The following is a 21,582-nucleotide window of genomic DNA, read 5'->3' on the forward strand; positions in this document are numbered from 1 at the left end:
CCTGGAGTGCCCGTCGGCATGACGGCTGACGGGTTACAACGGCTCACAAACTCCTATCGCAACTTGACTAGTTCCCTCGAAAACCTGCTCAGCTTGGAGCATGGCGGGATCTGGTCCGCTTTTGTCTGAGGTACGTCGCATGCGCATCGCTGTGCTGTCCGAAAGGGACTCCGCGGAACCGCGGGTCGCGGCGGTGCCGGAGACGGTCAAAAAATTCAAAGGTCTAGGGGCCGACGTGGTGGTCGAGGCCGGTGCGGGCAAGCGCGCCGGTATCCCGGACGGTGAGTTCGAGGCCGCCGGTGCCACCATCGCCGCGAGCGCCGAAGAGGCCGCCCGTGACGCCGACCTCGTCCTGAAGGTCCGCCGTCCCGCCGCCGAGGAACTGCCGCATCTCAAGCGCGGCGCCGTCGTCATCGCCATCATGGACCCCTACGGCAACGAGGCGGCCCTGAAGGAGATGGCGGATGCGGGCATCGATGCCTTCGCCATGGAGTTGATGCCCCGCATCACCCGCGCGCAGGTGATGGACGTCCTGTCCTCGCAAGCTAACCTCGCGGGCTATCGCGCCGTGGTGGACGGCGCCTCCGAATACGGCCGCGCCATGCCGATGATGATGACGGCGGCGGGCACCGTCCCGGCCGCCCGCGTCTTCGTGATGGGCGTCGGCGTCGCCGGCCTCCAGGCCATCGCCACCGCTCGCCGCATGGGCGCCGTGGTGACCGCCACCGACGTGCGCCCCGCCACGAAGGAGCAGGTCGAATCCCTCGGCGCGAAGTTCGTCGCCGTGGAGGACGAGGAGTTCAAGCAGGCCGAGACCTCCGGCGGCTACGCCAAGGAGATGTCCGCCGAGTACCAGAAGAAGCAGGCCGATCTGGTGAAGGGCCACATCGCCAAGCAGGACATCGTCATCACCACGGCCCTCATTCCCGGCCGTCCGGCCCCGAAGCTCATCTCCGAGGAGATGGTCGCCTCCATGAAGCCCGGCTCGGTGCTGGTGGACCTCGCCGTCGAGCGCGGCGGCAACGTCGCGGGCGCCAAGCCGGGCGAGATCGTCACCACCGAGAACGGCGTGAAGATCGTCGGCCACCTCAACGTGGCGGGCCGCCTCGCGGCGACGGCGTCGAGCCTCTACGCCCGCAACCTGTTCGCCTTCATCGAGACGCTGGTCGACAAGGAATCCAAGGCCCTCGCCATCAAGTGGGACGACGAGCTCGTGAAGGCCACGAATCTCACCCGCGACGGCTCCGTCGTCCACGCCTCCTTCCAGCCTAAGCCGGCCGCCTGATCCGTCGAGGGGATTTCACTCATGGCAAACGTTGTCGTTCCTCCCGATCAGGCAGCCGAACAGGCCCGGGTGTTGTCGGACGCCGCCCGCGCCGCCGCTGCCGTCGCCCGTAACGCCGCCGATCAGGCGCAGGCCATCGCAGACGGCATGGGTCACGGCATTCATGCCGCGACCGGCGGTGCCGTCGATCCGACCGTGTTCCGCTTGGCCATCTTCGTGCTGGCGATCTTCGTCGGCTACTACGTCGTGTGGTCGGTGACCCCGGCGCTGCACACGCCGCTCATGTCCGTCACCAACGCCATCTCGTCGGTCATCATCGTCGGCGCCCTGCTCGCCGTGGGTGTGCCGCTCATCGAGAAGGGTACGGGCGTCGCCCGCTTCTTCGGCTTCATCGGCATCGTGCTCGCCAGCGTGAACATCTTCGGCGGCTTCCTCGTCACGCAGCGCATGCTCGGCATGTACAAGAAGAAGGGCTGAGCCGGTGTCTGAGAACGTCTCCTCACTCCTCTACATCGTCGCCGGCGTCCTGTTCATCATGGCGCTTCGGGGGCTCTCGCACCCGACCACCTCCCGCCAGGGCAACATGTACGGCATGGTCGGCATGGCGCTCGCCATCCTGACCACCCTCGTCGGCCATCCGCCCGCCGGGATCGGCGCGTGGTTCCTGGTGCTGCTCGGCTTGGGCCTCGGCGGCGGCGCGGGCGCGGTCATCGCCAAGCGCGTGCCCATGACGGCGATGCCGCAGCTCGTCGCTGCCTTCCACTCGCTGGTCGGCCTCGCGGCGGTCTTCGTGGCGGCGGGTGCTCTCTACGCTCCGCAGGCCTTCGGCATCATCGAGAACGGCCACTTCCACAAGCAGTCGCTGTTCGAGATGGGCCTGGGTGTCGCCATCGGCGCCATCACCTTCACCGGTTCGGTCATCGCCTTCGCGAAGCTCGACGGCCGCATGTCCGGCAAGCCGATCATGCTGCCGCAGCGTCACCTGATCAACGCCGCGCTGGCGGCTGGCCTCGTGCTGCTGATCGCTCTGTTCATCGGTACCGAGTCGAAGGCCATCTTCTGGCTGATCATCATCGTGTCGCTGGTGCTCGGCGGCCTGATCATCATCCCGATCGGCGGCGCTGACATGCCGGTGGTCGTGTCGATGCTCAACTCCTACTCGGGCTGGGCGGCGGCCGGTATCGGCTTCACCCTGGGCAACCTCGCGCTCATCATCACGGGCTCGCTGGTCGGCTCCTCGGGTGCCATCCTGTCCTACATCATGTGCCACGCGATGAATCGGTCGTTCATCTCGGTCATCCTCGGCGGCTTCGGTGGGGATGCCGCCGCTGCTGCCGGTGGCGGCCAAGTGGAGACGCGCCCCGTGAAGCAGGGCTCGTCGGACGACGCGGCCTACATCATGAAGAACGCCGAGCGCGTGATCATCGTCCCCGGCTACGGCATGGCGGTCGCCCAGGCGCAGCACTCCCTGCGCGAGATGGCCGATATGCTGAAGAAGGAAGGCGTCGACGTGAAGTACGCCATCCACCCGGTGGCGGGCCGCATGCCGGGCCACATGAACGTGCTGCTCGCCGAGGCGAACGTGCCCTACGACGAGGTGTTCGAGCTGGAAGACATCAACGGTGAGTTCCCGCAGGCCGACGTGGCCTTCGTGATCGGCGCCAACGACGTCACCAACCCGGCGGCCAAGACGGACAAGACCTCGCCGATCTACGGCATGCCGATCCTCGACGTGGAAAAGGCCAAGACCGTGCTGTTCATCAAGCGCGGCATGGGCTCCGGCTACGCGGGCGTCGAGAACGAGGTGTTCTTCCGCGACAACACGATGATGCTGTTCGGCGACGCCAAGAAAGTGGTCGATCAGATCCTCAAGGCGTTCTGATCTCCCCAAAGCGGGAGCGGAATCGGGGGCGGGCCTTGTGGCCGCCCTTTTTCGTGTGGGTGGTGCCACAGCATTGCCCGAGCAGGCGGTGTAGGATGCGTGCGTGTCTGCCGCCTCCGCCCTGATCGAACCCACCACATCCCTTCTCGGCGTCGAGTGCTCCGTGACCGGCCGACGCTGGGCGGAACGCTGCGCGGGCCCGGAAAGCGACCGCGCCATTGCCCGCATGGTGCAGGCCCACGGCTTGCCGGAGCTGCTCGCCCGCGTGCTCACCGGGCGCGGCGTGGTGCCCGATGCGGCCGAAGCGTATCTCGCGCCGCGCCTGCGCGACCTGATGCCCGATCCCGACAGTCTTCTCGACATGCAGAGGGCCGTTCGCCGTCTCGCCAAGGCGGTGCGCAAAGGCGAGACCGTCGCCGTGTTCGGCGATTACGACGTGGACGGCGCAGCCAGCGCGGCCATGCTGGCGGAATATCTGCGCGGCTTCGGCCTCACCGTGCCGGTCCATATCCCCGACCGGATCGCGGAGGGCTACGGCCCGAACGAGGGTGCCATCGCGGCGCTCGCCGCCGAAGGGGCGCGGGTTCTGGTCTGCGTCGATTGCGGCACGAGCGGCCATGGCCCCCTTGAGCAGGCCGCCCGGAACGGGCTCGACGTGATCGTGCTCGATCACCACGCAGCGTCCGAGATCCTGCCGCAGGTCCATGCGGTGGTGAACCCGAACCGGCAGGACGATCTGTCCGGCCTCGGGCATCTCTGCGCGGCGGGGGTGGTGTTCCTCACCCTGGTCGCCCTGAACCGACACCTTCGGATCGAGGGCTTTTTCGGCCCCGAGCGGCCCGAGCCGCGACTGACCGATTCCCTCGATCTCGTCGCCCTGGCGACGGTGGCCGACGTCGTGCCGCTGCGCGATCTGAACCGCGCCTTCGTGGTGCAGGGCCTTTCGGTGATGCGCCACCGGGGGCGGACCGGCCTTGCGGCGCTGCTCGATGCCTCCTCGCTCTCCGAGCCGCCGGAGGCGTGGCATCTCGGCTTCGTGCTGGGGCCACGCATCAATGCGGGCGGCCGGATCGGCGATGCCGCCCTCGGTGCGCGGCTGCTCTCCACGCGTGACCCGGTGGAGGCCGCGCGCATCGCCGTGGATCTCGACCGGCTGAACCGCGAGCGGCAGGCGATCGAAGCACAGGCGGTGGCCGCGGCCGAGGCCGAAATGGACCGGGCTCTGACCGAAAATCCTGACCTGCCGGTTCTGGTGATGGGCAATGCGGAGTGGCACCCCGGCATCGTCGGCTTGGTCGCGGCGCGGCTGAAGGAGCGGTTCGGCCGCCCGGCCTTCGCCTTCGCGATCCGGCCGGATGGCAGCGCCACGGGTTCCGGCCGCTCCGTGCCGGGGGTCGATCTCGGGCAGGCGGTGCGCGCCTGCGTCGAGGCGGGGAGGGCGCGCAAGGGCGGCGGCCACGCCATGGCGGCGGGCGTCACCCTGGATGGCGATGCGATCGCGGCGTTCGAGGCGCATCTCGCCTCCAACCTGGGCGCGGCCGTGGAAAAGGCTCGCGCCGCAGACGCCCTGCTCATCGACGGCACGCTCAGCGCCGGGGGCGCGACGGCCGAGACGGTGCGGCTGCTCCAGCGTGCGGGGCCCTTCGGCCAGGGCGCACCGGAGCCGCTTTTCGCGTTGGCCCGCCATCGCATTGTCGATGCGGGCATCGTCGGTACTGGCCATGTCCGCGCCCGGCTGCGCAGTCGCGATGGGCAGGCAGTGGGGGCCATCTGCTTCCGCGCCGCCGAGAGGCCACTCGGCCGGGCTATCCTCGACAGTGTCGGCCGGGAGGTCCACGCCGTGGGTACGCTCTCGCGCGATCAGTGGCGGGGCGCCGATCGGGCGCAATTGCGTATCGTCGATCTCGCCCCGGCGGATTGATTGCCGGAAATGGACGCCTCCCCACCTCCTGCCATCGTGCGCCCGGCGCCGGATTGCGACGGCGCGACCCGCGCCCGCATCCTCGCGCCCCGGAAGCCCGGGGACGACGTCGTCGCGCTCACCTGTAGCCTGCACCTTGGGCGGAATGAGCGCGTGACGAAGCGACTCCTCCTCGAGGGGGCAAAGGCCTCGGGCGTCCGGGTGATCTGCGACGGCGGTACCATCGGCCCCGGTGAGACAGCCACCGGTCTCACCGATTTCGCGGTCGAGATCCGCTCGCGACCGCCCACGCAGGATTTTCCGACCTGGGACCGGCCGGAGGACATCACGATCCGGGCCTGCGCCATCCTCGGGCATATTCGGATCTGGGGAATGGGTATGAACGGCCAGGGTCCGCTGGTGCGGGACTCGTCTCGCAGCCTCGGCCATACAGAGCGTGCCCAAGCGGCGGCGCCGACCCGAGTGAGCATTCTCGATGCGGCGATCACCGCCTTCGGCCGGATCCCGATCTATCTCGGGCCGGGGGTGACGCATTTCACCCTGAAGGGCTCGCGGATCGGCGGCATGTCATCCGCGACCGCCGTCTATCTCGATGCCGAGAGCGCGGACAACGTGATCGCGGACAATGATTTCGAGATCCGGACGGGCCGGGAGATCGTTGCGGTCGATGGTTCGGCCCGCAACCGGATCACCGGCAACCGCTTCGCCCTGCACGGGGAGGGCGGGGTGCGCCTCTACCGGAATTGCGGCGAGGGCGGCACGGTGCGCCACCAGACGCCCTCTGAAAATGTAGTGACCAACAACAGCTTCCGGGGCGCAGGGTACTTCACCGCGCCGATCGTCGTGAATTCCCGCAACGGCTGGGACATCCATTGCTGGGACGATTCCGGCTACCCGTTCGGCAGCAGCGCCGACAACCGTGACAACGGCGCGGGCAACGTCGTCGAGCCCAACCGGATCGAGTGACCGGTCAGCCGCCCGCCATCACCAGAGCCCAGAACCGCTTGTAGCGGGTATCGGGTGCGTCCACCCGCGCGATGCCGATCCGGCGGATCTGCGGAATCAGCATGTTCTTGTTGTGCTCGGTCGAGCGCTTCCAGCGGGCGAACACCTCATCGAAGCTCTCCGCGCCCGCGCTGAGATTCTCGGCGGCGTAAGAGCGGGCAAGGCCCGCCGCGTTCATCCGCGAGGTGAAGCTGCCCCCGACATCGTGGCTGAGCTGCCCATGCCGCGCATTGTTGCCCGCCTGGAACGAGGCGGCTTTCACGAGGCCGGGATCGACGACGACCGGGCTCAGACCGTGCTGCACGCGGTAGGCCGAAATCGCGGCGGCGGCGGCGACTTCGTCCAGCACCGTGGTACGGGTCGAATAGCGGGCCGATGGCTCCTCGGTCAGGGGCAGGCTTCCGCAGCCGGCCAGCGGCAACAGGATGAGGGCGAGGGGGAGAAGGCGGATCGGCGTCACGGGATCGGCTGCTGTCGAAACGGATCGTGGGTCCCTCCGGGGCCGATGCGGCGAAAGCGCGGCGAGAGACGTTCCTACAGTCGCGCGGCGCAATCGCGTTGCGCAGGCGCCACGCCCCTCAGGCGAAGGGCTCGCAGGCCAGCATCGAGGGGGTGAACGCTTTGAGCAGCACTGGATCGAGATGGCCCCGTGTTTCAACCATGATGGCCAGGGCCTCCGCGGGCTTGGCGGGCTGGCGATAGGCCCGGCGCTCGGTGAGGGCGCAGAACACGTCGCAGATCGAGACGATCCGCACGAGGTCGGCGATCTGCGGGCCCTTCAGCCCGTCGGGATAGCCGGTGCCGTCCAGCCGCTCGTGGTGGTGGCGCACCACGTCGATCACCTCGGCATCGTACCCGCCCTCCGCGATGAGAAGGGACGCCCCGATCTCGGGATGGCGCTTCATCAGCCGCATCTCATTCGCATCCAGGCGGCCCGGCTTGTCGAGGATCTCCTTCGGGATGCGGGACTTGCCGAGATCGTGCAGCAGGCCCGCGCGGGCGAGCCGTGTGAGATCCGCCCGCGACAGGCCGATCCGCGCGCCGAAGGACGCGCAGAGGCCCGCCACGCTCAGCGTGTGCTCGTAGATTCCCGCATCGTGCTGCCAGAGTTCCGCAAGCCAAGCCGAGATGCCGGCTTCCGAAACCGCAGCAAGCACCAACTCCGTGCCGCGCTCGATGTCCTGCGGTGGGAGTGCGCCGCCGATGGCCGCGCTGTCGAACAGGTCGGTCACGAGGGTCCTGGCGGCCTTGGCCCGCTCGTTCAGTCGGCGGGACAGGGCCTCGGCCGCCCGCGTGGCCGCCTCGATCAGGACGAAGGCCCGGCTCAGGATGGATTCACGCGTGGCCCCGGCCGGAAGAACGAGGGTGTTGGCATCCGGCTTGATGCCCTCGCCTCTGGCGAGAACGATGCGTGGCACGGCGGGGGTGAAGCGGTCCAGGCGACGGGTCCAGTTCGCCAGTGCCGGAGGCGGGAGATCGAGAAGGGCAAAGACCGGCCGCCCCGGGTGAGGCGAATCTCCCGGCGCATGGGGCCGGCAGTTCGTGACGAAGCCGATCGCTCGCGCGAGAGCGGCGCGTTCCGATGGCCGGTCGGAGACCAGAAGGACGAACGCTTCTCTCACAGGAGGAAGCGTCCTGTCCGTAGACGACGACACGCGAACCTCGTGGGTGTGGAAGAAGGTCGCTGATTGGATAAGACTATCAGTGCCTTCCTATGGAAAGCTTAACTATGTCGCAGTCGCGCTTCGCAGAGGCACCAATTTCAAGGCAGGGCGCGGACACCTTTTCGTGATGCGGAAGCGGCCATAATTGGTGAGATAGTATATCGGCATCAGTGCCGGGAACAGGGATCTTAGCCGACAATTGGCGAAAATTCTCGCTCATTCCTGCTTCAGCTTGAGCAGACAATAGTTATTCGCACGGCTCAAATAGTTGCCCAATGGCACGCCGTGGCTGCCGAGGCCGTGTCCCTCGTCCGCCCCCGATCTCGCTCTGCCTGGACCAAAGCCGCGCGCGAGACTAGGCGAGGCGATCAAGATGCACGGGCATGGCGGCCTCCGCGGGACGCCGTCACGCCTTGAGAAAAACGGGACGGGGCTCGCCATGGATCAGCAGGAGCGGCAGCTACGGGAGGGGGTGGTCTCCGCGGCGCGCGAACTCGACGCGCTGGGTCTGAACCGCGGCACCTCGGGCAACGTCTCCTGCCGCTTCGGCGATGGTCTGCTGATCACGCCCTCCGGCGTGCCGACGGCGGAACTGACGCCGGAGAGCATCGTCCCGATGGGGCTCGACGGCTCCTATCCGGAGGGCACCAAGCCCTCCTCGGAATGGCGCTTCCACCGAGATATCCTCGCCGCGCGGCCGGAAGTCGGCGCGGTGGTGCATGCCCATCCGGTCCATTGCACCGCCTTCGCGATCTGCGGACGGCCGATCCCGGCGGTCCATTACATGATCGCGGCCTTCGGAGGCCCCGACGTGCGCTGCGCGCCCTACGCGCCCTATGGGACGGAGGCCCTGTCCCGCTTGGCGCTGGATGCCCTGGAGGACCGGTCCTGCTGCCTCCTGGCGAACCACGGCATGATTGCCGCAGGGGCCGATCTCCGGCGGGCGCTCTGGCTCGCGCAGGAATTGGAGACCCTGTGCCAGCAATACGCGGTCGCGTTGCAAGTTGGGACGCCGCAAATACTCTCGGATGCAGAGATCGCCGAGACGGTCGAGCGCTTCCGTGGATACGGGCTGAATGCCGGCAACCCGGCAAAGAGCGCGACTTGATTGGGCAGGATCATGCCGCCAGAGTGCGCGCGCACCGGCTCCGCGAAGTCCGGCATCCCGTCTCCGTAGGCAAGACAGACCGATGGCCGCGCGCGATACCCGCGAAACCCAGTACAGGCCGCTTTCGAAGCCCGGTATTTACCTGGCGCGGATGGTCATCTTCCTCGCCCTTGTCGGGTTTCTCGCCTTCATCCTTTTCAAGCAAGTCACACCCGCCTTCCTGGCCAATCCGGGTCTCAACGGTCTGATCCTGGGCGTCCTGCTCATCGCGATCATCATCGCCTTCGGTCAGGTCTTCCGGCTCTCGCGGGAGGTCGCCTTCGTCAACGCGGCAGCGGCGGGCGAGGTCGCGCGCCGGCCCGCGCACCTTCTCAAGCCGCTGTCGCGGGCCATCGCCGCCCGCACCGGGGGCAATGCCGTTCCCGGTACGGTGACGCTCCTCGACACCATCGCCGCGCGGCTCGACGAGGGGCGGGAGATGCTGCGCTATATCGCGGGCATCCTCATCCTGCTCGGCCTGCTCGGCACCTTCTGGGGCCTCATCGACACGCTGTCGGCCGTGGGCGGCGTCATCAAGGGCATGCGCGGCGGGGGCGACGCCGCCGTGATGTTCGATGAGCTGAAATCAGGCCTCGCCGTGCCGCTCTCGGGCATCGGCCTCGCCTTCTCGGCCTCGCTGTTCGGCCTCGCCTCGTCGTTGATCACCGGTTTTCTTGAGTTGCAGGCGGGGCAGGCGCATGCCCGTTTCCACAACGAATTGCAGGATTGGCTGATGGCCGTCGGGGTGGCGTCCGAGCCCAGCGTGGCCGTCGCTGCGCCCGTGCCCGTCCGCGCTGGGCCGAGTTCGCAGGAACTCAAGGAAGCGGTGGATCATCTCTCCGCCGTCATCGCCGAGAATGGCAGCAACCGCGCCACGACGCTCGCCATGACCAACCTCGCGGAGGGTATTCAGGGCCTCGTCCAGCACATGCGGGCCGAACAGCAGATGATCCGCGACTGGGTGGAGGCCCAGGCGAGCCGCGAGCGTGAACTGAAGCAGGTGCTCGACCGGCTCGGCCGGGAGCGGGTCTGATGGCCTCGACCGTCGCCCGCAGCCGACGTGGCATCAATGTCTGGCCGGGCTATGTCGATGCGCTGGCGACGCTGCTGCTGTCGGTCGTCTTCCTGCTCACCGTCTTCGTGGTGGGGCAGTTCTTCGTTTCGCAGGAACTGACGGGACGCGATGCGACGCTTGCTCGCCTCAACCGCCAATTGGCCGATCTGACGGATCTCCTCGCCCTCGAACGCTCGAAGAAGCAGGGCACCGAGAGCGAGTTGCAGAGCCTGCGCTCGACGCTCGCCGCCGTTCAGGCCGAACGGGATCAGGCCAAGACCCAGGCCGAAGCCGCCACGGTGAGCCAGGGCGCGACCGGCGTGCTGGACAAACAGTTGGAGGCCGAGCGCGGCGCCACCAAGCGAGCCCTGACCCAGGTGGATCTGCTCAACGAGCAGATCGCCGCCATGCGCCGTCAACTCGCCGCGCTGGAGGACGCGCTAGCAGCCTCCGAGACCCGCGACCGGGAAAGTCAGGCACGCATCGCCGAACTCGGCAGCCGCCTCAACGTCGCGCTTGCTCAGAAGGTGCAGGAGCTCGCCCGTTACCGATCCGACTTCTTTGGCCGCCTGCGGCAGATCCTCGGCAGCCGCCCCGACATACGCGTGGTCGGCGATCGCTTCGTGCTGCAATCAGAGGTTCTGTTTCCCGGCGGGTCGGCCACCCTCAAGCCGGAGGCCGCGCCGGAACTCGACCGGATCGCAAGCGCCGTGTCCGACCTCGCCAAGCAGATCCCGGCCGATCTACCTTGGGTGCTGCGGGTTGACGGGCATACCGATGCCCGCCCCATCGCGACCGCGCAATTCCCGTCGAACTGGGCGCTCTCCGCTGCCCGCGCCATCGCGGTGGTGCAGTACCTCGCAAGCAAAGGAATCCCGCCGCAGAACCTGCTGGCGAGCGCCTTCGGTGAGTTCCAGCCGATCGACCAGGGCACGACGGACGACGCCTATGCCCGCAATCGCCGGATCGAGCTGAAGCTCACCGAGCGGTAGCGCGTCGCCTACTGCGCCGCCTCGCTCGGCACCGTCCGGCTCCGGCCCGTGTCCAACCCACGCGCCGTCTCGTCGAGGGCGTCGGTGAATTGCAGGCTGGCCAACTGCGCGTAGAGGGCGCCGTAGGCGAGCAGGCTTTCGTGAGTGCCCGATTCCACGATGCGCCCGTCATCGATGACGAGGATGCGATCGGCGGCGCGGATCGTCGCAAGGCGATGGGCGATAACGATGGTCGTGCGCCCACGCATCAATGTGCCTAGAGCCGCCTGCACCGCGCGCTCTGACTCCGCGTCGAGGGCCGATGTCGCTTCGTCGAGGAGCAGGATCGGCGCGTCCTTGAGGATCGCGCGCGCGATGGCGATACGCTGGCGCTGACCGCCCGAGAGGGTCACGCCGCGCTCGCCCACCTGGGTCTGGTAGCCCTGGGGCAGGGCCTCGATGAAGGCATGCGCGTTGGCGAGTTCCGCCGCATGACGCACCTCCGCGTCCGAGGCATTCGTCCGGCCGTAGCGGATGTTCTCCGACACGGTGCCGGAGAACACCACCGGGTCCTGCGGCACCAGGGCGGTCCGGGCGCGCAGCGCCTCGGGATCGACGCGCGTCACGTCCACGCCGTCGATCCGCACTTGTCCGCCCTGCGGGTCATAAAAGCGCAGCAGGAGCTGAAGCACCGTCGACTTGCCCGCGCCCGAGGGGCCGACGAGGGCAATGCGCTCGCCCGGCGCGGCCGTGAAGCTCAAGCCGTCGAGGGCCAGGTGGCCGGGCCGAGTCGGATACGAGAAGCGCACCGTGTCGAACTCGACGGAGCCGCGTGCGGGCTCCGGCATGGGCAGGGCGGGCACGGGGGCCTTCACCGCCGGTTCCGCGCTGAGAATTTCCGTCAGCCGTTCGGCGGCGCCCGCCGACATGGCGAGGTCGCCGTAGACCTCCGACAATTGGCCCAGGGCCCCGGCGCCGAACACCGCGTAGAGCACGAATTGCGAGAGCTGACCGCCGGTCATGCTGTGGCTGAGTACGCCCTGCGCGCCGTACCACATGACGCCGACCACCGAGGCCGAGATCAGGAAGATCGCTACGCCCGTGAGGATGGCGCGCGCCTGGATCGAGGCCCGTGCCGCGCCGTAGGCTTCCTCGGAGGCCGCCCGGAAGCGGGCAGCAGCGTCGGCCGAGCGCCCGAAGGCCTGCATCGTCCGCACGGCGCCGACCGCCTCCGCCGCGTAGGCCGAAGCCTCCGCAAGCCGGTCCTGCGCCGCCCGCGAGCGGCGACGGACCCCGCGCCCGGAGAAGATCAGGGGAAAGACGATCACAGGTATCGCCGCCAGCACCAGCACGGAGAGGCTGGGGCTGGTGATCACCATCATCGCGATGGCGCCGATGAATAGGAACAGGTTGCGGAGCAGGATCGAGATCGACACGCCGAAGGCGGATTTGATCTGCGTTGCATCGGCGGTGAGGCGCGAGACGATCTCGCCCGATTGCGCCTTGTCGAAGAAGGCGGGGTCGAGGACCGTCAGCCGCGCGAAGACGGCGGAGCGCAGGTCGGCCACGACGCGCTCGCCGAGGGTGACGACCGTGTAGACCCGGGCTGCGCTCGAGAGGGCGAAGCACAACACCACCCCGAGCAGAGCGACGAAATAGGCATCGATGACCCCGCTGCCGTCCTCGGAGAAACCGTGGTCGATCACCCGCCGCATGGCGATGGGCACCACCAGGGTCGAGGCCGAGGCGCAGGCGAGCGCCACGAGGCCCGCCGCAATGCGGACCCGGTAACGCAGGGCGAAGGGAATGAGTGGGCGCAACGCCTTGATCGGCGCCTTCGGCCGTGCCGGACCGGCGGCACCGTCGGCGGCTCTACCTTTGCGGGCCATCACGCCTCATCATTCACTCCCCGACGCTTGTTCCGGCGGGACGGCTGGGGTATACGCCGCCCCTTGTCCGATTGCGTGTGTTCAATGGCCGCGGGCCGCCACCCGGTCGGCTTCCGACGCGCGGTTGCCATGAACTCCCCGTTCGACGCAACCGCGTAGACCCGTTTTAAAGTGGCAACCGGGTCGGGCGGCGCCCTTCGTGCCTCCCGCCGAGTGCGAGAACAATAGGGATCACGAGTCATGGCGAAGGCACCGGCGAAGGCACCGGCCAATGTAGCGGCCGTCCCGGCCAAGGCCCCGACGAAGGCCAAGGGCGCGAAGACCGAGCACCCCGATTACCACTTCATCAAGGTGGTGATGACGGACGGCACCGAGTACCGCACCCGTTCGACCTACGGCGCCGAGGGCGACACGCTGAACCTCGACATCGACCCGCTGACCCATCCGGCCTGGACCGGCGGCGAGCAGAAGATGCTCGATCGCGGCGGCCGCGTCTCGCGCTTCACCTCGCGCTTCGGCAACCTCGGCGGTCGTCGTTAAGCGACCCCCGAATTTGCAGTGGATGTTCGAGCGGGCGGTCCTTCGGGGCCGCCCGTTTTCGTTGGTGAAAGGCTTTCCTGCCCAGCGTTATACGTTGGTTGAACGTGGGTGGCGGAGGCTGCCGTGAAGCTCGAGGTGAAGAAGATCGGCAATGCGACGGGGCCATCCTGCTCAAGGAATTTGTGAGTCGGCTCAACCTGCCTCAGGGCGACTGGCTACAGATCACTGAGAATTCTGCGTTGGGTCGCGCGATTGACCGGGTCGCCTACAAGGAACCAGATCTTTCCGAATCGCCCGCCACTTACGCGTTCGGCATTGCGAAGAATCATTACTTCTTGGATGGAGACAAGCGCGTTATCCTTTCGGCTCTCGTCGCCTTTCTCGGTTCGAATGGCCTCGTCTTCGTCACCGACGAAGCGGAAGTCGTCGTGATGATCCGCAGTCTCGCCTCAGGCGAGATCGACGAGGCGAGTCTCACCCGCTGGATCCGGGACTACTGGGTCCCATCCTGAGTTTGCCCCGCGTCCCGGCGTCCCGGTGCCTTTCTGCGGGCGGGGTCGAGCCATATCTCGTTGTCAATCACAGTCGAGATGCCAGAGACGATGTCCAGCGCCGAGAGAGACCGCGAAGCCAACCGCTTCACCGCCCGCGCCGGGCGCTATGCCAGCGTGGGCGCCAATGTGGGCGGTGTCGCCGCGCGCATGGCCATGTCCCGCCTGTTCGGAAAGGAAGGCACGACCAACGCCGCGGCCCTGGCCGAGGCCCTGGGCGGGCTGAAGGGGCCGATCATGAAGGTGGCGCAGCTTCTGGCCACCGTGCCGGACCTGCTGCCGCCCGAATATGCGGCCGAGTTGCAGAAGCTCCAGGCCGACGCGCCGCCCATGGGCGCGGCCTTCGTGAAGCGCCGCATGCAAGCCGAGCTTGGCGCCGATTGGTCGAGCCGCTTCGGCAGCTTCGACCTGAAGCCCGCTGCCGCCGCCTCGCTGGGGCAGGTTCACCGGGCCACGACGAAGGACGGCCGGAACCTCGCCTGCAAGCTCCAGTATCCGGACATGCAATCGGCCGTTGAGGCCGATCTGAAGCAGCTCGAGCTCGCCTTTGCCCTACACCGGCGGATGAATTCGTGGCTCGATACCCGCGAGATCGCCAAGGAGATCGGTGCGCGGGTGCGTGAGGAGCTCGATTACGAGCGTGAGGCCAAGCACGCGCGCCTGTACGGTGCGGTGCTGAAGGACATCGATGCCGTGCGGGTGCCGGAGGTGTTCCCGGATCTGTCGACCGGGCGGCTCCTCAGCCTCGGCTGGCTCGACGGCGAGAAGATCCTCGGCTTCACGGAAGGGTCGGTCGAAATCCGCAACCGCATCGCCCAGGCGATGTTCAAGGCGTGGTGGCACCCGTTCAGCCGCGCGGCGGTGATCCATGGCGACCCGCATCTCGGCAATTACACGATTTTCCGCGATGGCGACGAGCCGGCGGGCATCAACCTGCTCGATTACGGATGCGTGCGCATCTTCCACCCGCGCTTCGTTGGCGGCGTAGTCGATCTCTATCGCGGTCTCTTGGAGAACGATGAGGCGCGCATCGTCCACGCCTACGAGGTGTGGGGCTTCCGCGATCTCGACCGGGAGAAGATCGAGATCCTGAACATCTGGGCGCGCTTCATCTACGGGCCGCTTCTGGAAGACCGTGTGCGCACCGTGGCGGATGGGGTGAAACCCGGCGAATACGGGCGTCGGCAGGCGTTCCAGGTGCACCAGGCGCTTAAGGAGCGCGGGCCGGTGACCGTGCCGCAGGAATTCGTCTTCATGGATCGGGCGGCGGTGGGGCTCGGCGCGGTGTTCCTGCACCTGCGCTCGGAGCTGAACTACCACCGCCTGTTCGAGGCCGAGATCGAGCATTTCTCGACCGAAGCCCTCGCGAAGCGGCAGGCCAAGGCCTTGAACGAAGCGGGGCTTCCCCAGCCCGTGTAAGCCATGGAAGGACGGCGTGCGCCACCGCACGCCGCCGCCGGGTCAGTATCTGCGCCTAGCCCCCAGAATTCGCTGCTGTTCCGGTCTCATTGGCCCCGAACAGTTCTGCATTCTGGCAGGATAAGCGGCGTGAAACGAAAGCGGATTCGCGCCGGGAGACGAGAGCTCCGGGAGCGTTGCCGTCCATCGCCGTTGCTTAAAGCTTGGCTTAAGGGGATACAGCTACCCGTTGGGTGGCGGCAGTTCGGCCGCCGGTGGGAGGATCCGATGCGCATCCCGCGCTCCAACCAGGTCGCGCTGGCTGCCCTCCTTGCCGGGCTTATGGCCGGCGGACCAGGCCTTGCCGCCTCTCCCGAACCGACCCAGGCCTCCGTCGATGTCCCATCGACGCCCACCGTGGTGCCGTCGCCGAATCCGGCTTCCATCACTGGTTCCAACGCGACGGGCGTGGTCAGCGATGACGCGGCGACGACGCCTGCCAACCCTGTCACCGATTACAAGCCGCCGGAACCAGCTCCCGACAGCGCGCCGACCCCGGCGCCGACGGCCTCCGCGCCGACGAGTCCGGCCGAGCCGATCCCGGCAGCGATCTTCGCGCGGCTCGGTGAGTCCGCTCCCCTGCTGACCCGCCTCGGCGCGAAGGAGCGGGCGGCGATCAAAGCCTTCTACGAGGCGCGTGGCGACAAACCGGTCTGGATCGCGGACGGTGCCTGGACGCCGGCCGCCAAGGCCATCGCGTCTCGCCTCGCCGCTGCGGACGAGGATGGGCTCGATCCCCGTGCCTATCCGGTCCCCTCGCTGTCGGAGAAGCCCGAAGACAAGGCCGTGGCCGAGGCCGAACTGCGCCTCTCGGCGGCGGCCGTGCTCTATGCGCGGGACGCGAGGGGAGGGCGCACGAACCCGTCCTCGATCTCCCGTTTGATCACGCCGACGCTCGACCTGCCCACGGACGACGCGGTGCTGAGCAAGCTGTCCGAGGCGGGCCAGCAGGCGGGTGATGTGCTCGCGGCCTATAACCCCGCCTCACAGGGCTATCGTGCGCTGAAAGCACAACTTGCGCGTCTTCGCGGGCCGAAGGTGCAGGAGGCCAAGCCCCTGACCCTGCCGCCGGGTACGACCCTCAAGGTCGGCATGCGCGATCCTCGCGTGCCCGCTCTGCGGACCTATTTCAAGCTCGATGGCAACTCCGCCGAGCCGACTCTTTACGATTCCGCTGTGGCCGACGCGGTGACGACGTTTCAGCGTGCTCGGGGCCTGCCGGGCAACGGGGTGCTCAACAAGCGCACCGTTGTGGCGCTTGCGGAAACGGGCCGCGCGGCCAAGTCGTCCGACGAGCCGGAACTGCTCGTGAACATGGAACGCTGGCGCTGGCTGCCGCACGAGCTCGGGCCGGATTACGTTCTGGTCAACGTGCCGGAATTCCGCCTGCGTGTCTTCCGCGACGGCAAGATGCGGGACGAGACCCGCGTGATCGTCGGCAAGACGGAATCGCCCACGCCGATCTTCTCGGGGATGATGGAATATGCCGTCGTCAACCCGTCCTGGTACGTGCCGCCCTCCATCCTGAAGACCATGGCGCCGAAGCTCGCGAGCTACGGCGGCAAGACCTGGGGCGGGTACGAAATCGTGCGCCGCGGCGGTCACATCTCTCTGCGCCAACCGCCGGGCGAGAAGAATGCCCTCGGCTTCATCAAGTTCATGTTCCCCAACCAGCATGCCGTGTACCTGCACGACACGCCGAACCGCTCGCTGTTCTCGGCTTCGACCCGGGCGTTCAGCCATGGCTGTGTGCGTGTGGACGACCCATTCCGCTTCGCCGACACGGTGCTGCCGGACTGGACCGAGGAGCGTCTGAAGAAGCTCATCGGTAAGGGGGAGCGGACCATCCGTCTGCCGCAGAAGCTGCCGGTCCATATCGCCTACTTCACCACCTACGTGGATGATCTCGGCTCCCTGCGCCGGGCGCCCGACCTCTATGGCTACGACGCGCCGATGCGGGCCGCCCTCGGCCTGCCGGGCGGTGGTGGTCCGGCCATCGCCAAGCTGCCGAAGGAGCCTGCGCGCAAGGTTGCCGAGGAGACCGGATCCACCGCTCCGCACAGCCACGGGCCGTCGCGCCGCGCGGCTCCCGCTCCCGTGCGCGCCCACGCTCGCACCTACGCGCAGCCGGAGATGGACGCGTTCGATTCGCCACGTGCCTCACGTGGCGGGCGGCCGGAATACGGCGAGCCCGGCCTGTGGACCCCGGCGCCCGCGCCCGTCACGCGCTCTTTCTGGTAGCGTCGGCCAAGCTTCCACGCGGAAGCGTGCGGGTTCGCACGACAGGGCACGATTTCGCCACGGTCCATGCTTAGCCGTTTGGGGCAGATGGCCGCGCGGCGGTCTGGTCCCCTCGGTGGCCGGGCCGGACACGGTGCAGCCACGGATCACCCCGCATCGGGCGGGCTCCGGGAGGATGTGCCGTGCCGACCAGTCGCGTGTCCGCCCGCTTCGCCCGCCGATGGTTCGCGGCCGCGTCGGCCGTCCTCGTGGCGATCATCGCGGGCACGGCCGAGACCGAGAACGCCGTAGCCAACGGCGATACGCGCACCCTTTCCATCTACCACACCCATACGCAGGAAAGCGCGACCATCACATTCAAGCGTGATGGGCGCTACGACCGGGCAGCGCTCGACCAGTTGAACTGGCTGCTGCGGGACTGGCGGATCAACGAGCCGACCAAGATGGACCCGCGCCTGTTCGATACGGTGTGGGAAGCTTACCGGCAGGTGGGCTCCGGCCAGCCGATCAACATCGTCTCCGCCTATCGCTCACCCGGCACCAACGCGATGCTGCGGCGGCGCTCCCGGATGGTCGCCGAGTACAGCCAGCACATGCTCGGCAAGGCGATGGATTTCTACCTTCCCGATGTCTCGATCGATCGGATCCGCGAAGTCGGCTTCCTGATGTCGCGCGGCGGCGTCGGCTGGTATCCGCGCGCTCACAACCCCTTCATCCATCTCGATGTCGGCTCGGTGCGCTCGTGGCCGCGCATGACGCATGACCAGTTGGCCCGCCTCTTCCCGGACGGAAAGACCGTGCACCTGCCCGCCGAGGGACGGCCGATGCCTCGCTACGAGGAGGCGAAGGCCGAGATCCTGGCGCGTGGAGGTACGGTTGCGGGGATCACCACTCAGCTTGCCGCTGGGGAGGAGGAGGACGGCCCCGGCCTGATGAGCTTCCTCGCCGGGCTGTTCGGCGGGTCGAAGCCGGAAACGGTCGCTCCGCCTCCGGTCGTGGCCTCGCGCAAGGGCGGACGTGCCCCGATTGTCGCCGTCGCGAGCGCCGACGCCGAAGACACCACCGCCGCCAAGGCCGCCTTGGCCTATGCGGCGCCCGTCGCCGTTGCGCCGCCATCCGCATCGGCCGACGTCCGGTCGATGCTCACCGCCGAGCGTGCCGCCGCACCGTCCGAATCCGCGATGCCCACCGTCGTCGCGCCGCTGCCGCCGCGCCGTCCGAGCGAGACCGCCATCGTCGCCACCGCCGCGCTCACCATGCCGTTGCCGCCGCCGCGCCCGGTCCAATTGGCTGCACTGGATGGCGGCATGGCCCTGCCGCTCCGGCCTTCGACTCCCGCCGTGCCCGCTGCCCAAGTCGCGCCGACTCCGCACGCGAAGCTCGTCGGGCCGGACGCCGACGCCAAGGCGCAGCTTCGCTCGCTGTTCGAGGCGGTCTCAATGGGGTCCGTCGCCAAGCCGGCCGGGCGTGACGTGCCGGTGCGGGTGGCGACCACCAAACCGCGAGCGGCAGCGCCGGATGTACCGGTTGCCGCGACATCGGGCGTGACCACCCGCTTCGCGCGGGACGTGCCGGAAGGCGCGCTTTCCGGCGACCGCTTCACGGCTCCGGGCTCGGCCCCGTTACGCCGGGGCCAGTGAGGCCTGGGCCTCACTCGTCGCCGTCAGATTCCACGGGCCGGTAGTATCGGATCATCCGCCCGTCCGGATATTCGACCGTGCGCCGGTGCATCACGAGGTAGCCTGAGCCGACCGCCGATCCGAGCCGGTCGAATCGCGGATCGTCGTAATCCACCGGCACGCCCGCTTGGCTATAGACCGGATAGGCGTAGCGACGGGGCGCAGGCCGCATCGGCTGCATCGTGACGATCCGGGTGGGATGGCGGATCGTGCGCACCACCACCACCGGCCGGGGCCGCGGGGCGAGCCGCTTCTGCGCAACCACCTTCCTGCGCTGGACCTTTGCCGCTTTCCGCGTCGAGTCGGAAAGCGCGGCCGGAGTATCGGTCGCGGCGGCTTGAGGCGCCGGAGCTGCAGGGGCCGCCTTGGCGGTCTCCGGTGCCCGTGGAGGCGGATCGGTCCAGGTGGAGCCATCCGCCGCATACGCTGTGATCGTGCTGCAAAGAAGGGCAATGACGAGGCTGGAGCGCACGCCGAACGGCATGGAGACCTCCCGAAAAGGTGCTGCCGCACGAGCGGCGCAAGATTGCCAAACTCTATACAGCAATTGCATGATTCGAGATATGGCGCGCCGCAATGAACGACAATCTTTTATAGATGGATTGTCAGTCGATCCGGCATTTAAGTTAATCCCGTCGCCGCGAAAGGATTGATCCCTTTCGACGCACTTCGTCCGTTTCGGCACGAACGTCTCCCCTTCTGGTGCGTTGCGAAGTTCTGGGACGGAACCGCGATGGCTGAGCGCGGTTTGCTGGCCGATGCCAACGGACACTTCACCTGACGCCACCCCCTGAGGGTCAGCGTCGACCTCAACCTCTGCCAGGCGTATGCGCAGTGCTGCTACGCGGCGCCGCGTCATTTTCGCATCGAGGGGCGCGAGGCACTTTTCTACGATCCAGCCCCCTCCGCCGCCGACCGCCTCAATATCGAGCGCGCGCGTCTGGCATGTCCGGTTCAGGCGATCCGCGTCGAGGATCCCAATGCCTGACCGCCCATCCGAACCACCGCCGGAGCGGATCGTCATCGTCGGCGCGGGGCTCGCGGGCCTGCGCGGGGCCGAGGCCCTCCGTGCCGCCGGTTTTCAGGGCACGCTGACCATCGTCGGGGATGAGCCGCACCGGCCCTATGACCGGCCACCCCTGTCGAAGCATGTGCTGCTGGGGCTGGTCCCCGCGGAGGCGAGCCGCCTTCCGAGCGAACTCGATGACACCGTCACGTGGCGTCTCGGCATCGGGGCGCGGTCCCTCGACCGGGTGGCGCGGCAACTCCATCTCGCGGACGGTCAGAGCCTCGAATACGACCGGCTGCTCGTCGCGAGCGGAACGCGGGCCCGGCCGTGGATCCATGACGACGAGGCGCGGCTCGGCAACGTCTTCACGATCCGCACCCGCGACGACGCGGCCTTGCTGCGGCTCGCTCTGGCCAAGCGGCCCCAGCGGGTGCTCGTGATCGGCGCGGGCTTCATCGGTTGCGAGGTCGCCTCGGTCTGTCGCGAACTCGACATTCCCGTCGCACTCATCGATCCGTCGCCCGCCCCGCTGACGCGAGTGCTCGGCGCGACGATCGGAAAGCTGATCGGCGAGGTCCACAAGAGCCGGGGCGTCGAGATGCACTTCGGTACCGAGGTTACGCATCTCGACCATCGGGACGGGCGCGTGACGGGCGCGGTTTTCGCAGATGGCGAGCGCCTCTCGGCGGATGTCGTCGTCGTCGCCCTTGGCGCCGTGCGCAATGTCGAGTGGCTTGCCGGGTCCGGCCTCTCGGCGGATGAGGGCGGGGTCGATTGCGATGAGCACGGCTTCGTCCTCGATGAACTGGGAAACCCGGATCACACCATCGCGGCGGCAGGGGATGTCGCCCGCTTTCCGCACCCGCTCTATGGCGGGCGCCGGGTCGCGCTGGAGCATTGGGGCCATGCGGTCGCGCAGGCGGAGTATGCGGGGCGGCTGCTCGCGGGCGTCGAGCCCGTCGCGCCCTACGCGGCGGTGCCGAATTTCTGGTCGACGCAAGGAGACATGGTCGTGAAGTCGGTCGGTCTCACCGATGGGGCGGATGCCGTCGCCATCGTGCAGGGCGACCCGGCCGAGCGCCGTTTCATCGCCCTCTACGGGCGGGCCGGGCGCTGTATCGCGGCCCTGTCCGTCGACAGCGCCCGTTGGCTTCCCGCCTATGCCGAAAAGGTGGCGACCGCCGCGCCGTTCCCCCCGGTCGAGGCTACCACCGACCGCCCCCTGCGCGAGCCCGAGATCCAGGATCCGGGCTTCGCCTGACCAAAGGGCAAGGAGCCTAGAAAAG

General features: G+C 68.1%; 18 protein-coding genes. 15 read left to right on the forward strand and 3 right to left on the reverse strand.

Annotation, left to right across the window (positions count from 1 at the left end):
- The first annotated feature begins 139 nt into the window (after window positions 1-139).
- From ACFQE0_RS11680 to ACFQE0_RS11700, 5 genes are all read left to right on the forward strand, one after another.
- Window positions 140-1,285 (forward strand): Re/Si-specific NAD(P)(+) transhydrogenase subunit alpha, encoded by a 1,146-nt coding sequence (locus ACFQE0_RS11680; RefSeq protein ID WP_378969733.1) that lies wholly within the window; start codon window positions 140-142, stop codon window positions 1,283-1,285.
- Window positions 1,286-1,306: 21 nt separating this feature from the next.
- Window positions 1,307-1,762 (forward strand): proton-translocating transhydrogenase family protein, encoded by a 456-nt coding sequence (locus ACFQE0_RS11685; protein WP_378969736.1) that lies wholly within the window; start codon window positions 1,307-1,309, stop codon window positions 1,760-1,762.
- 4 nt (window positions 1,763-1,766) lie between these two features.
- Window positions 1,767-3,167, forward strand: coding sequence for an NAD(P)(+) transhydrogenase (Re/Si-specific) subunit beta (locus ACFQE0_RS11690; RefSeq protein ID WP_378969738.1), 1,401 nt, complete (start codon window positions 1,767-1,769; stop codon window positions 3,165-3,167).
- Window positions 3,168-3,270: 103 nt separating this feature from the next.
- Window positions 3,271-5,088 carry a single-stranded-DNA-specific exonuclease RecJ gene (gene recJ / locus ACFQE0_RS11695; RefSeq protein WP_378969741.1) on the forward strand — a complete coding sequence of 606 codons (1,818 nt, stop codon included), beginning with the start codon at window positions 3,271-3,273 and terminating at the stop codon, window positions 5,086-5,088.
- Window positions 5,089-5,097: 9 nt separating this feature from the next.
- Window positions 5,098-6,054, forward strand: a complete 957-nt coding sequence (locus ACFQE0_RS11700) for a right-handed parallel beta-helix repeat-containing protein (protein ID WP_378969743.1) — start codon at window positions 5,098-5,100, stop codon at window positions 6,052-6,054.
- A 4-nt stretch (window positions 6,055-6,058) separates the two neighbouring features.
- Here the strand turns inward: ACFQE0_RS11700 and ACFQE0_RS11705 are convergent, their stop codons facing one another.
- Window positions 6,059-6,553, reverse strand: coding sequence for a CAP domain-containing protein (locus ACFQE0_RS11705; protein WP_378969746.1), 495 nt, complete (start codon window positions 6,551-6,553; stop codon window positions 6,059-6,061).
- 118 nt (window positions 6,554-6,671) lie between these two features.
- Window positions 6,672-7,715, reverse strand: coding sequence for an HD-GYP domain-containing protein (locus ACFQE0_RS11710; protein ID WP_378969748.1), 1,044 nt, complete (start codon window positions 7,713-7,715; stop codon window positions 6,672-6,674).
- A 481-nt stretch (window positions 7,716-8,196) separates the two neighbouring features.
- Here ACFQE0_RS11710 and ACFQE0_RS11715 point away from each other — a divergent pair, with 481 nt between their 5' ends.
- From ACFQE0_RS11715 to ACFQE0_RS11725, 3 genes are all read left to right on the forward strand, one after another.
- A complete protein-coding gene (locus ACFQE0_RS11715; RefSeq protein ID WP_378969751.1) occupies window positions 8,197-8,865 on the forward strand; it encodes a class II aldolase/adducin family protein in 669 nt (222 codons plus the stop codon).
- 82 nt (window positions 8,866-8,947) lie between these two features.
- The gene (locus ACFQE0_RS11720) at window positions 8,948-9,937 is read left to right on the forward strand and encodes a flagellar motor protein MotA (RefSeq protein WP_378969753.1); all 990 of its coding nucleotides are present in this window, start codon (window positions 8,948-8,950) and stop codon (window positions 9,935-9,937) included.
- Window positions 9,937-10,950 (forward strand): peptidoglycan -binding protein, encoded by a 1,014-nt coding sequence (locus ACFQE0_RS11725; RefSeq protein WP_378969755.1) that lies wholly within the window; start codon window positions 9,937-9,939, stop codon window positions 10,948-10,950. The genes ACFQE0_RS11720 and ACFQE0_RS11725 overlap by 1 nt, the downstream gene beginning before the upstream one ends.
- 8 nt (window positions 10,951-10,958) lie before the next feature.
- On the opposite strand, the gene ACFQE0_RS11730 is transcribed toward ACFQE0_RS11725, so the two are convergent.
- On the reverse strand, window positions 10,959-12,818 hold the full coding sequence (locus tag ACFQE0_RS11730) for an ABC transporter transmembrane domain-containing protein (protein ID WP_378969757.1): 1,860 nt from the start codon (window positions 12,816-12,818) through the stop codon (window positions 10,959-10,961).
- Between the two features lie 240 nt (window positions 12,819-13,058).
- On the opposite strand from ACFQE0_RS11730, the gene rpmE reads away from it, so the two are divergent.
- From rpmE to ACFQE0_RS11765, 7 genes are all read left to right on the forward strand, one after another.
- Window positions 13,059-13,358 (forward strand): 50S ribosomal protein L31, encoded by a 300-nt coding sequence (gene rpmE / locus ACFQE0_RS11735; protein ID WP_378969760.1) that lies wholly within the window; start codon window positions 13,059-13,061, stop codon window positions 13,356-13,358.
- 104 nt (window positions 13,359-13,462) lie between these two features.
- Window positions 13,463-13,870, forward strand: a complete 408-nt coding sequence (locus ACFQE0_RS11740; RefSeq protein ID WP_378969762.1) for a type II toxin-antitoxin system death-on-curing family toxin — start codon at window positions 13,463-13,465, stop codon at window positions 13,868-13,870.
- A gap of 90 nt (window positions 13,871-13,960) precedes the next feature.
- Window positions 13,961-15,328: an ABC1 kinase family protein gene (locus ACFQE0_RS11745; protein ID WP_378969764.1), complete on the forward strand. Its 1,368-nt coding sequence runs from the start codon at window positions 13,961-13,963 to the stop codon at window positions 15,326-15,328.
- 267 nt (window positions 15,329-15,595) lie between these two features.
- On the forward strand, window positions 15,596-17,608 hold the full coding sequence (locus ACFQE0_RS11750) for a L,D-transpeptidase family protein (protein ID WP_378969767.1): 2,013 nt from the start codon (window positions 15,596-15,598) through the stop codon (window positions 17,606-17,608).
- Between the two features lie 182 nt (window positions 17,609-17,790).
- A complete protein-coding gene (locus ACFQE0_RS11755; RefSeq protein ID WP_378969769.1) occupies window positions 17,791-19,248 on the forward strand; it encodes a peptidoglycan L,D-endopeptidase MepK in 1,458 nt (485 codons plus the stop codon).
- An 829-nt stretch (window positions 19,249-20,077) separates the two neighbouring features.
- Window positions 20,078-20,275 carry a ferredoxin gene (locus ACFQE0_RS11760; protein ID WP_378975436.1) on the forward strand — a complete coding sequence of 66 codons (198 nt, stop codon included), beginning with the start codon at window positions 20,078-20,080 and terminating at the stop codon, window positions 20,273-20,275.
- Window positions 20,268-21,557: an NAD(P)/FAD-dependent oxidoreductase gene (locus ACFQE0_RS11765; protein ID WP_378969771.1), complete on the forward strand. Its 1,290-nt coding sequence runs from the start codon at window positions 20,268-20,270 to the stop codon at window positions 21,555-21,557. The genes ACFQE0_RS11760 and ACFQE0_RS11765 overlap by 8 nt, the downstream gene beginning before the upstream one ends.
- Window positions 21,558-21,582 lie beyond the last annotated feature (25 nt).

The organism is Methylobacterium komagatae (assembly GCF_042661665.1).
GTDB lineage: Bacteria > Pseudomonadota > Alphaproteobacteria > Rhizobiales > Beijerinckiaceae > Methylobacterium > Methylobacterium komagatae.